Source organism: Mesorhizobium sp. 113-3-9, assembly GCF_016756515.1.
GTDB lineage: Bacteria > Pseudomonadota > Alphaproteobacteria > Rhizobiales > Rhizobiaceae > Mesorhizobium.
Genome location: NZ_AP023246.1, coordinates 6,392,619 through 6,405,244 on the forward strand (window position 1 = coordinate 6,392,619; position 12,626 = coordinate 6,405,244).

Here is a 12,626-nt window from a genome sequence, read left to right on the forward strand (position 1 = left end):
ACCGGCGCCGGCGCCGCTGATGCCTATGCCGGCCGTGCCGGCGCCGATCGCGGCCGACCCGGCGGCGACGATGGCGTCGATGGTTCCGCTCGAGGTCGCGCTCAGCGCAAGCGCGCCGGTGGCTTCGATGGAGCTGCCGCGCACATAGGCCTGCACCTGGTCGCGATCCGCCTCGCCATGACCGATCTCGTTGACCGCCACGGCTGCGCCGAAGGATACGGCGCCGCCGACATCGCCGCCGATACCGAGCGAAAGCGATACAGCGAGCGTCTCCGCCTTGATGGTCGAGGACCCGTTCGCGGTGACCGAGACGGAATCCGCCTGTGAAATGCCGCTCGCCTCGATGAAGGCATTGGTGTCGGTGGCGATGTTGTTGAGCGCCACCGCGCCGCCGCCGCTGAACGAAATGCCGGTGGAACCGCCGATAGCCACCGAGATGGAGGCGGTGGCAACCGTCGAGTGGACCTTGGCGGCGTTTTCGGCGCTTATCGAAATGCCGCCCGCCGTCGCGTCCACGCTGTCGGCGTTCTTGAGATAGGCGGCAACGTTGTTCTCTATCTTGTTCTGCGCCATGGCGAAGCCGATCGACACGGCGACGCCGGTGGTGCCGGCCATGCCAGCGGCAAGGCTTGCCGCGCCGGCCAGCACGTTGATCGTCGTTTCGTCCTTGGCCGAGATGTCGATCGATCCGACGGAGACGCTGCTGGCGTCGGTGATATAGGCCTGGGTCGCCACCGCGACGAAATTCAGCGTGTACACGCCCGCGACGCTGAAGCCGACGCCGGTCGACCCGCCGGCGATCGCAACCGATCCAGCCGCGACAATGGCTTCGATCGAACCCGTGGAATGCGCATCGACCTTCACCTGGCCGTCGCTGTTCACATCGGTGTTGCTTATGAAGGCACGCACACCGTTGGTGCCGTCGCTTGCAAGCGTTGCATTGCCTGTCGGCAAGGTCTGGCCGCTCGCATCGTCTTCCTCTTCCTCGACCGACCAGTCACCGATGCGATTGATGGCGACGGCGGCACCGATCGAGGCGCCGATGCCGGCATTGGCGCCTACGCCGATGCCGACGGACGCGGCAAGCACGGTGGCGGTAATCGTCGATTCGCTCAGCGCCTCGACATCGACGCTGGCGCTGTCGATGATGTCCGAGTCCACGATCGAAGCCGAAGTATCGACGTTGATGATGTTGGACAGCGCGGCGCCCGCGCCGCTGATGGCGATCGAATTGTTGCCGGAGAAACCGATCGTTATCGACGCCGCGGCGCCCTTGGCATCAATGACGGCGTGGTTGTCGGCCTTTACCTTGACCGCTCCGTCCGAAGTCACATCCGTGTCGGCGACACCGGCGCCAACGCTGCCCTTGATGTCGTTGAGCGCGACGGCAAGGCCGATCGAAATAGCGGTCGCATTTTTGGCGGCAAAGGACGCGGCGACGGTTGCGGCCGCGGCCAGCGCATGGATCTCGCTTGTGTTCACTGCCTCGACATCGACGCCGCCGGCTCCGGCGGTGATGGTCGATTTGCCGTTGGCGACGGTGCCGCCGTCGATCAGAGCCGTTGTGTCGGCGGCGATGCTGTTTTGGGCAAACACGCCACCGGCGCTGAAGGACGTGCCGTTGCCGGAAGCCGAAATGCCGACCGCGACGGAACCCGCAACGGTGAGCGCATCGATGGTCTGGCCGGAAGTCGCCGACACGCCGACCTTGGAACCGCCGACGCTGGAATTGCGGATGCGAGCCTCGGTTTTCAGCGGTGTCGCCACCCCGGGTGCTTCGATACTGCCGGCGTAACCGACATAGTTGAAGGCAAGCACGATCCCGACGGCAATCGCGGTGCCCGATGAATTGAAACCTCCGGCGACCGAGGCGGCCGCGGCCGCTATGGTGGCGTCGATGTCGGCGCTGTTGGTGGCGGACACGGTGACGTCGCCGGTCGCCTGCACATCGCTGTCCTGGATAAGCGCGTCGACCGCGCCCAGTATGGTGTTGAAGGCAATGGTGCCGGCGACGCCGACTGCCAGCCCGCTGCCGGTTCCGGCAGCCACCGACACGGAAGCCGCCGCAGCCGTGGCGTCGATCTTGCCAGCCTGCGAAGCGGTGACGGAGACGCTGCCCGCATTGAGGTCGGACACATTGTCGATGGTGGCGGAAACCGTGGCGTCGATCGCATTGCGCGACACCACCAGCCCGATCGAAACGGATTTGCCGTCAGGATCCTGCCCGTAGCTGTAGTTGATGGCTATGACGGGGAGGACTACATGCGATGTGATCTCGCTGATGTTGCTGGCCGAGACCGTAACCAAGCCGTCGGCGTCGATGCCGGTCGAATCCTCGATCGCCGCCTCGACGGAATTGATGACCCGGTTGAGGGCGAAAACGCCGCCGACGCTGACCGCCGTCGGGGCACCGCCGCGCAGGGTTTTCACGTAGTTGGAGATTTCCGCGTTGATCGTCTGCGAAGCCGTCGCCGAGACGGTCAGGGCGCCGCTCATGTCGGTGGTCGAGTTCGAAATCCGCGCACTGACCTGCGCGGCCGGATCGTGGCCGTAGATGGTGTCGACAAGATTGGTGCCGACCAATGCATCCACGGTGTTGAACAGGAAGTTCTGCCCGGCGAGCCCGATCGTGTTGAACGCCAGCGTGATGCCGGCCGCGGTCGCCTTGGCGATCGTGTCGGCGTCGATCGACGCGTCGATCGACGCGTGGCTTTCCGCCGTGACGGCGAGGTCGGCGCCTTCGACGTGGCTGTCCTCGACCAGCGCGGTGGCATGGCTGACGACGTTGTTGGTGGCGATGACGCCATTGACGGCGATCGACTTGCCCTTGGCGCTGCCCGTAGCCTCTACGCGCGCCGTGGTGGTGGCCACGATCATCCCGGTTTGCAGCGCCGAGACCAGCACGTTGCCGGTGGCGATGATGCTGGCCGCCGTGACGGTGGCGGACGCGCCGCTGTCAATGTCATTGCGGGTGGCAATGCCGCCCGCAGCGATGGCGCTGCCGCCGGCAAGGCTGGGCACGAGGTTGGTGTTGATCCAGTCGATAATGTCGGTGGCGATGAATTTGGACCAGTTGCCGTCCGAGAAATCGATGTTCGACAGATCGATCGACGCGCCGTCGGGGCCGTCATAGACCCATTTTTCGCCGGTTGCCGGACCGTTTAGGCCCGTATCGTCGTCGATATAGACGAGGTCGCCGCTGTTGACCGTCTGGACACCGGACTTGGTGGTGAACTGATAGCTGCCGAGCGCCGAATTGATCAGATTGGTGACCACCGAGGCGCCGTAATCGTTCTTGATCTCGGCGAGCGCCTGAACTTTGCCGTCGGACGTGATCGAGGCATCGTCCGTCGAGGCCACCGTGACGTCCGTGCCTTTGACCTGGGCCGTCGAGGCACCGCTGTTGTCGATGGAAGCCGAGGATTCGCTGGCGATCTTGTTCATCGCCAGGATGAAGCCGAAGGCCTTGCCGTCCGTGCCCGAAATCGAGGTCGAGGACGAGGTAGCCTTGTTGCCGACCGTGGCGTCGATGATCGACTTGTTGTCGGCCGTCACCGAAACAGCACCACCGGCCGCGATGTTGGAATCGACGATGGTCGCCTGCGTCATCGCCGGATTGCGGCCACCGAACGCATCGGCGATCAGGTCGTCGCCAAGCAGGGCGTCGACGCCGTTGAAGAGCACATTGCTCGCCTTCCAGCCGATCGTATTGAAGGCGAGCGTCACGCCGCCCGTGTCGCCGCCGCTCGTGTAGGCCGAACTCTGCGTATCGGCCTTGATTGCAGACACGTTCTGCGCGGCCACGGTCACGGCGCCGGCGCTGGTCACGTCGCTGTTGGAGATCGTTGCCGTCGCGCTGCTCTGCACGATGTTGGTAGCGATGGTGCCGTTGATCGCCAGCACCTTGTCTGCCGGTGTTTCTTCCTTCGGATCGGCCGGCGTCACGGGATTGGCCGGATCGGCCGGCGAGCCCGGCTTGTGGTTGGTGCCGGGATCCGTGTCGGCCGGCTTGCCGTTGCTGCCGTCGGTCTTGGAATCGCCGTCCCAGTCGATCGAACTGCCGCCATTCGCCGTAATCGACGTGTCAACCTTGGCTTTGATGTCGGCGCTTTCCAGCGCCACAACCTGCACGTCGCCGGCAGTGGTGGAGACGGTGGCGCTCTTGATCGAAGCGTCGGAACCGCCGCGCACGTCGTTCATGACCACCAGGCCGCCAACCGCCCGCGAGGGCGCCGCCGACAGGTTCAGATCCTGCAGCAGGACAGTCGCCTCCGGCGCTTCCTTCCAATAGCCAAGATTGGTGAAGTCGGTGCTGGCTAGATCGAGCCCCTGCCCGCTCGCGTTGTCGCCCATGTAGATATAGATGCTGCCGGCGTTGCCGCCGATGCGGGTCCAGTTGGGATCGTTGTCGATGTCTTCCGTGCCAGCGTCGATCGCATTGACCAGCGCCTCGAGATCGATGACGCCGTCCTCGCCATTGTACTGGTAGATCGGGCCGCTGTCCTCGCCTTCGGGGGCCTCGAACTGGACCGCGTCGCCGTTCGAGATCGGGAATTTCGACGGCGGCAGCATCTGGTCGAGGTTGATGACCACATTACCGGTGTAGTCGTCGGCGATGCGCACACGGTCGCCAAATTTGATGTCGCGGATCTTGGTGCCGATGCCCGCGTCAGGCCTCGTGTCGTAATCGGCCGGCAGGATGTCGTTGATGGTCTCCTGGATGATCGATGCGCCGCCGTCGGTGCTGACCGAGGTTTCGGCGACCAGCTTGGAGTTCGAATAGATGCCGGAGGAATCGTTGGCCGTGACGGAGATCGTGTCGCCGGCACTGATCGTCTTGCCGGTCGTGCCACTGTTGTCGATGGTCGCCTTGGCGGCCCCCGACACCTTGTTGCCCGATATCACAGCGCCGTAGGAGGCGCCGGATGCCCCGTATAGCGCCGCCGTGTCGGTCACGGCCGCATTGGATACGGTGGCGTTGATCTGCGCGTTGTTGAGTGCCGAGACGTCGATGCCGCCATCGGCGTCGACGGAGCTCCTCAGAATCGAGGCGGTGGCGTCGGCGCCGACATTGCCGTCGAAGGCATTGTCGGCGAGGTAAGGCGAACCGATCAGCGTGTCGAGCGTGTTGAACAGAATGTTCTGCGCTTCCCAACCGACGGAATTGTAGGCGAGCGTCACGCCGACAGCCGTCGCGCCGGATACGCCCGACGAATAGAGCCTGGCGTCGATGCGCGCCTCGTTGTCGGCCGACACGACCAGCTTGCCGCTGGCGGTGACCGAGCTGTCCTCGATGCTGGCCGAGGTCTTGCCGAGCACGACATTGGTGTCGATCTGGCCGCTGAAGCCGAGCACGTCGCCGGAGCCGTCGATGCCGCTGCCGCCGGCGGCCGAAACCGTGTTCGTGGTGTAGGCCGTGATCGTCGACGCGCCCTTGGCCGCAACCGTCAAGTCGCCGCCATTGGCCGCGACCGTCGTGCCCTTGATGTAGGCTTTGGCATCGCCACGGGTGTCATTGTAGGCGATCGACAGGCCGATCGCCTTGGAATTGGTCGTCACCACATTCCCGATTGCCGGGAAGAAGATGTCCTCGAAGTCGGACGTCTTCAGCTGCTGCCATTTCGTGACGTCGGAATAGTCCACCACTGCGGGATTGTGGCTACCGAGATCGCCCGTAAACGGCGTGTCGCCGATATATTTGTAGACCTCACCCGAATTGACATCGAGAGCCTTCCACTGCGCCGTATTGGTCAGGGTGATGCCGCTTGTCTGGGTGATCGGATCGTCGCCGAGATAGCGGTAGATGGTGCCACCCTTCTCGACCAGATCGCCATGCGTGATCTCGACGGCCCCGCTCACCGTGTCGAGATCGTATTTGGCGTCGAGATAGTCGAGCGCGACACGGACCTTGTCGCCGTTCTCGACCGTGCGTGTTCCGGACTTGGTTGTATATTTGTAATCGCCGGCGCCAAGTTCATCGGCCACCTTGCTGACGACATCTTGCAGCGCGCCGAGCGTGCTGCCGGGCGCGGCTGTCGACACCACCGATATGTCGGCCGATATCGTCGCCGCATTCGAGGTCTCGATGTCGACCGCGCCGCCCGCGGTGACGGTCCTGGCCGGGGTACCGCTGTTGTCGATATAGGCGGACGCGCCCGAACTGACCTTGTTGCTGGCCAGGATCGCTCCGGCCGCGGTGCCGCTGACGCCGTATTTGGCGGAAGGCGTGAACGTGTTCGTCCAGTCCATCGCCGTTTCGTTGCCGGTCGTGGCGGTGATGCCGGCCTCATTGACGGCCGACAGATCGATGTTGCCGGCGATGTCGATGCTGGAGTTCGTGATGAAGGCGGTGGTCAGCACCGGTGTTTCGTTGCCGAGCGCCTTGCCGATCTCGGGTGAACCGATCAGCGTATCGACGGCGTCGAAGAGCAGGTTCTGCGGTTGCCAACCGACGGCGTTGAAGGCGAGCACGAAACCGTAGACGCTGCCCGAGCCATAGGCCTGGCTGAGCGCCGTTGCGTCGATGGTCGCTTTGGTCGTCGCCTTGACGGTCAGGTCGTTACCGGCAACTCCACTTGTTGCCTTGGTGACAGAGCTGTTCTCAACGGAAGCCGACGCGCCACCTTGCACAGTGTTGGAAACCGAGACACCGCTAGTCGAATCCCAGGAATCGATGACGCTGGTGTCGACGGCGGTGATGGTGGCGGACTCATCCGCCGTGACCGAAACCGCGCCGTTCGTGGTCACCGAAGTGTTGACGAGCTTGGCGATCACACTGCTCTTGACCTGATTGCGGTCGAAGATGCCGCCCAGGCCCGTGGCATTGCCGACGACGGATTTTTCCGACATGCCGGCCGCCAAAAGACCCGTCTTGGCGAGATCCGCCGGGATCAGGTTGTCGCTGTTGAGCTTCTTCCACAGGCCGAAATCGTCGAAATTTGCCGTCGCCAGATCGACGGCCGCGCCGTCCGGTCCCATGTACCGGTAGATGCCGCCCTTCTCGCCCGTGCCCGCGTAGTCATCCGCGTCGCTGATACGAACGGTGTCGCCCAGATTGAGATGAGGCGTGCCCGACTTCGTCGTGTATTTGTAATCGTTCAGCATGTCGCCGGCGATTTCGTTGACGATGTTGACGCCATTGGTGTTGTCGAGCTGGGAGCTGACGCCAAGGCCGGTCGTGGCTTCGATGCCAGCCTCGTCGGCGGCACTCACCGCGACTGTCTTGGCGACGATCGTGCCGCCGCTGATGAACGCGGTCGCGGTGCTGCTGACCTTATTGCCGGAAATGACCGCGCCGTAGCCGGTCGTCGCGCCGTCGAACAGGGCTTCGACCGAGGCGGAGGCCTCGTTGGTGATCGTCGCGGTGATCAGAGCGCTTGATACAGCCTCGACAAGCACTTCGCCATCGGAGGTAACGTTGGAATTGGTGATCGAGGCTTCGACATTGAACGGGTTTTCATGGCGCAGCGACGTGTTGGTATCGCCCGTCGCGCCGGCGACATCGGCGACGACGTCACCGAGCAGCGTCTCCACCGTGTTGAAGAGGAAGTTGCCGCGCTCCCAACCGATCGTGTTGTTGGCGATCTGGAACGCCGCGGCCTTTTCGCCTTCTCCCACTTCGGCGACGGTCTTGTTTTCGGACTCGATCAGCGAATGGTTCTCGGCGTGGACGGTCACGTCGCCGACCGTTTTGGCGCTCGTACCGATGGTGGCGTCGGTGATCTTGGCTGAGGTCTGCCCCTGGATCAGGTTGGTTGCCACGATGGCACTCTGCCCGCTGGTAGCGCCTGCCTTGAACAGGAAGCCCTTGACCGAACCGAGCGCCTTCTGGACCAGCGCATCCTGGTTGAACGGCGAACCGCCTTCGGCTTCGCTGAGCACATCCGCCATGGCCTGGATGGCGCCCGTCGAATCCGCTGTCACCGAGACAGTGGCCGCCTGGACTTTGGCCTTGTTGATGAGCGCGGCCGCACCGCCACGCACGTCGTTGAACACGATGGCCGCGCCGATCGCGCTGCCGCCGGTCGCGCGCAGGTTGAAATCGAGTATCGAATAATCGAGATCGGCCTTCCAGAGATCCTTGTCGGTGAAATCGACCTGGCTCGGATCCGTCAAGTCGAGCGTCGGATTGTCGGCGCCCAGATAGGTGAAGGTCTGCCCGCGTTCGCCGGTCAGCAGGACAAAGTCGGGATCGGTCGCGAAATCGACGGTCGTGGAGCTATGCGTGAAATCGATATGCTTGTCGGGGCCGGTATATTTGTAGAGATGGCCGGCGCCGCCCAGCACCGAGACATAGACGATATCGCCGGTCTTGACGTCGATCGACCCGGTGTTGCCGTCGGTCTTGACGTCGTAATCGAGCCCGACCTTGGTGCCATAGGCCAGCGGCACCACCTTGTCGTCGGTCAGCAAGCGGTCTGTGTTGGGCTTCTGCCCGTCATCGAACAGGTCCGCAAGCGCATGCAGTCCGCCGTCGCTGGAGGCGATCGCCGCCGTCTCGATCTTGGTGTTGGAATTGATCGTGGTGTCGTCCCGGGCGCTGACGTCGAGCGCGCCGCCCGCGGTGACCTGCTTGGAGGTTGAACCGCCGTCGATCGTCGCCGAGGCAAGCCGGCTGACCTGGTTGCTCGACAGGATCGCGCCGATCGACTTGGCGCCGCTGGAGAGAATGCCGCCTTCGGAGACATTGCGCGAGGCATTGCTGACCGTGGCGTTGACGACGCCTTTCGAAAGCGCCGTGACCATCAGCGCGCCGGCCGCCGCGACCACGGAATCCGAGATCGTGGCACTGACCTTGACCTGTTGCTCGTTGGTCCAGAACTGGGTGCCGAGCAGGACATCGAGCGTCGCCCTGGCGATACCGGCGGCCGTGCTGCCGACATTGAAGCCGATGACGTTGAGCGCCTCCAGCCCGGTCACAGCCTTCGAAGAACCCATGGCCAGGCTGACCGGACCACGACCGTCGATATCGACATAGATGGTTGCGTCGACGAAGCTGTTGTCGGTGGCCGAAACGACGACATCGGCGGTGCCGGTCGTCTGGACATCGCTGAGATTGATCGTTGCCGTGGTCGAGCCATTGACGACATTGACGGCCAGCACGCCGGCGACCGCTGTCTTGGCGACAACCGGGGCATCCGCACCGACCGGGGCGGAGGACGAGTAGGCCAAAAGGTTGGTCTGGTTTATCGCGGCGACCGTGACCGTGCCGTCGCTGTCGACATTCGATTGCGAAATCGAAGCGGCGGTCGTCTTGGTCACCATGTTGATGACGCTGACGCGCGCGACCTGCGTCGAGGGCGCTGGGTCGTTCGGGTTCACGCGCGGCTGGAACGGTGTCGCGATCGCGATGAAGGTCGAATAGTCGCCGGCCAGCACAGAAACGCCGCCAATACCGGCGTTGATAACGCTCTCGTCTATCCCGGCGCTGGTTTCGCCGGTGACGCGATTCTCGGCGTCGAGACCGGTCGAACGGTAGGTGGTCGCGCTGTCGGCAGTGACCGCCAGTCCACCGGCATTCACGGTGATCCCACGGGCCAGCGCCTTCGTTGTATCGGAGGCGACATTGGTCACCGAGCCGAGCGAGCCCGAGATAATGGCGTTGCGCACCTCGCCCTTGCTGGACGCGGCGACCGCGACATCGCCACCGGCACTGATCGCGATTGGATGCGTGGAGACGGCGGCGGTTGCGGGACCGACGGTGACGCCCGTGGTCCGGTTGACATTGGTGTCCGAACTGACAGCCGAGAAGATGACAATCCCCTCGGTGCCCGGAATCAGCACATCGGTTTCGGTCTGGAGATTGACCGCAACGCGGCTGTCGTCGGCGGCCGAGATTTGCACGTCCGTCACGCCATCGTTGATCGTGCCGCCGGTCTGAATGATCTTTGCGGCGGCATCGACCGACGTTGTCGTCGTGTTGGTGACAGTGACGTTGGATTGAACCTGCGAGTTCGTAAAACCGTTGATGACGGTCTTCGCCATCGTCGCCAGGTCTTCCGCGGCAATCTCGCCGCGCGACAGCGCGTCATTGAAAGCCTGCGAGCCGGTATCGAAAACGCCGCCGGAGCCGGCCTCGATCTGGGCGATCGTGTCTTGCGGGATGCTGGTAAGTGCAAGAACGCCGGGGGGAACGACGACTTCGGTCAACCCGAGAAGATTGGGGATCGGCACCTCGGTGATCATCAGGTCGACATCGACACCGGTATTGGCCGCTATCGTTATCGCCGATCCGGTGAGCGACGCCGTGGCGGCCAGCGTCACCGTCGATGTATCGGTCAGCGTCGCGGCGATGGTGCGCAGGCTGGGCAGGGCCTTGCCGTGGGCCTTGACCGTGTTCGACACCTGAGACGAGACCGTCACCGCACCGCCGGCCGCCGCAAGCGATCCGGCGATGGTGACGGTTGCCGACGTCGCCGTCGTTGCACTGAGCGTCGAAACGATCCCGGCGGCGTCGATCGATGTGCGGGCCCAGTCAACGGCCTCGATGTCGATCGACTGCGCGCTGATCACGGCCGAGGAGCCGATGTTGATGTCCTCGGCGCTCAAGCCAAGGCTGCCCGTGGTTGAAACGACCGAATTGACGGCGATCTCCTCGCCCGCATCCAGCATCAGCGAGAAGCCGGCATCGGTGGGCAACGACGAAAGCGTCGTCACATTGGCGCTGTCGCCGAGATAGAGCCAGACTTTGCTGGTCGCCGCCGAATCGTAATTGGTGCCGTCGATGATCACGCGCAGGGAGTTGGTGCCGTTCGCCTGCACGGTGACGTTCTTGTTGGTTGCCGCCGAAACCGTCGCCGAGCGGTCAACGACGAGCACGCCGCCGCCGACGGCGAAAGGCTCCATGTTCTCGAAGGCAAGCGTCGAGCCGTTCGGATTGGCGAACGTGACCTTTCCGGAGCCGTTCGCCCCCAGCGTCGCGCTGCTGGCGGCCAGGCCTCCAGAATAGACGATCGTATCGTGGCCGCCGAAGCCGCCATCCATCGTGCCGCTGAGCTTGCCAGCGGCTGCGATTGTGAAGGTGTCGTTGTTGCCGTCGGCGCCCTTCAGGTTCTCCGTGCCGGTGAATGCCACATTGACATGCGCGCCATTGACGGTGCCGGCATTGTTGCCGTTCAGCGTCCAGGCGGCGTTGGCGGAGCTATCGAACACCACCTTGTCGTTGCCGCCGCCGCCGTCGAACAGGATCGACTTGGAAAGCGTATTGGCGCCAAACGAATCCGCGTCGATCTTCAGCGTATCCCTGCCGCTGCCGCCGGTGATCGAGATCGACGACGTGTTTGCGCTGGCATTGATGGTGCTCAGGTCGCCGAATGCCAGCACCTTGCCGCCATTGGTCTGGTCGATGATCTGGACCTGCTGGATGGTGGTGGCGACGTTGTTGACCGTCTGCACTTCTTCGATCAGACGGACCAGGATTTCATGGTCGACGTTCGGGCCGTCGGTTGCCAGATTGACGTTGAGGTCGGCATTGAGCAGCAGGCGCGGCTCGAGGGGATCGAAGATCAGCCGAATGCGGTCGGCTAGTTCGCGCTGCACGCGCGAGCCCTTGAGCAGGCGCGCCAGTTTGGCTTTCAGGATTTCAGAAAGCTTCGCCCGCCGGTGCGATATAGGCCTGCCCGAAATGCCTTCCGACTTGAACGGAAATGCCATCTTCGCTTACCCCCCGCTCGCGCGCTCATCTCAATGAACCGCGCGGAACGCCCCAAAATTCCCTGCCCATTTCCATGCCCAGTCACGAAAAAGGGCGCATTGAATGCGCCCTCCTTCAAATCATGCGTCCGCAGGCTCCGGAGCAGTTTCCGGCTCGGGCGCTTCATCTTTCACCCCGACCGCTCCCGCTCCCATGCGCTCGGCCGTCGCCGACAGATGGCGCATTGACTGCAGATGCAAATAAATCAGTTCCAGGTCATCGGCCCTGGCAAGCTCGGCCAGTTGATCGCCAGACAACGCCTTCAGCCGATCGCGGTTGACCGCGAAAAACCCCGACAGCATCAGCGTCTTGCCATCGCGCAACGTGAAGCGCGCCTGCATCGCTTCGAACAGGTTGAGATCGTTGAGGCGCTTGGTCAGCGCCTGGGTGCGCTGGAACTGCACCTGATAGGCCTGCAGGAAACCAAGCACGTTTTGCAGGTACAGTGTGCGTTCGCCGTCGCCGTCAAACAGCCGCTCGCCGCGCCCCTTGCGGTTGCAGCCTTCGAATTCCTCATCGACGCAAAGCGTGAAATTCGCACCGTCATCGGTGCTCGAGAAGACGAAGGGATAGCGGCGCAGGAACGCCGGGACATAGCGCCCGCCCCAGGATCCGTCCTCATTGACAAAGAGATTCTCGCCGTCGCGCACACCGAGCAGAACCACCGGAATTATACTTTCGCCCTGTCCCGCAAAAACCACGGCATATTCGGCCGCGGCACCGGAAAACTCGGCGGCCATCAACGGCACCGAGTTAACCTGCCTGGCGAAAGCAAAATTGTTGCCGGTCTTGACGGACAAGTCGCCATGGCTTTGGCGTGATACCGGTACCGCCCGCTCATATATTAAAAGTTGCTTTACCATTCCCCACCCGTATCAGCACAAAAAAGCAACCGAACGATCCCGTTCGGCCCCCGTCCAAAAAACATTAAGGA

The 12,626-nt window shown here is 63.3% G+C and carries 2 protein-coding genes (1 of these 2 only partly in view); both read right to left on the reverse strand.

What is annotated here, in order from left to right; genetic code table 11:
* A protein-coding gene (locus MesoLj_RS30985; protein ID WP_202323698.1) for an LEPR-XLL domain-containing protein crosses the window boundary here: on the reverse strand, window positions 1-11,652 show its 5' portion. The gene continues 18,642 nt to the left of window position 1, outside the view; 11,652 of the gene's 30,294 nt are visible here — the first part of the coding sequence; its start codon is at window positions 11,650-11,652; its stop codon lies off the left edge, out of view.
* A gap of 120 nt (window positions 11,653-11,772) precedes the next feature.
* Window positions 11,773-12,555, reverse strand: a complete 783-nt coding sequence (locus MesoLj_RS30990) for a SapC family protein (protein WP_140775128.1) — start codon at window positions 12,553-12,555, stop codon at window positions 11,773-11,775.
* Window positions 12,556-12,626 lie beyond the last annotated feature (71 nt).

Excerpts from the sequence above, each read along its gene's own strand:
- MesoLj_RS30990 (WP_140775128.1), bottom strand. The coding sequence starts at position 12,555 with ATGGTAAAGCAACTTTTAATATATGAGCGGGCGGTACCGGTATCACGC.